The organism is Bacillus sp. J41TS8 (genome assembly GCF_018333035.1).
Classification (GTDB): Bacteria; Bacillota; Bacilli; order Bacillales; family Bacillaceae; genus Bacillus; species Bacillus paralicheniformis.
Genome location: NZ_BORF01000056.1, coordinates 1 through 278, shown reverse-complemented (window position 1 = coordinate 278; position 278 = coordinate 1). Strand labels below are relative to the sequence as shown.

Sequence of the window (278 nt, the reverse complement as noted above, 5' to 3'; positions counted from 1 at the left end):
ATCACCTCCTTTCTAAGGATATTATACGGAATATAAGACCTTGCGGTCTTATAGACAGGTGCGTTTAGATCTTGTTTAGTTTTGAAGGATCATTCCTTCAAAGCGTGTTCTTTGAAAACTAGATAACGAAAGTAGACATTCACATTCAATTGTAATGCAAGATATCACGTAGTGATTCTTTTTAACGGTTAAGTTAGAAAGGGCGCACGGTGGATGCCTTGGCACTAGGAGCCGATGAAGGACGGGACGAACACCGATATGCTTCGGGGAGCTGTAAG

The 278-nt window shown here is 41.7% G+C and carries 1 rRNA gene; it reads left to right on the top strand.

Going from position 1 to position 278, the window contains the following annotated elements:
- Window positions 1-186: 186 nt before the first annotated feature.
- A 23S ribosomal RNA gene (locus tag KI350_RS22825) occupies window positions 187-278 on the top strand; the annotation flags it as partial.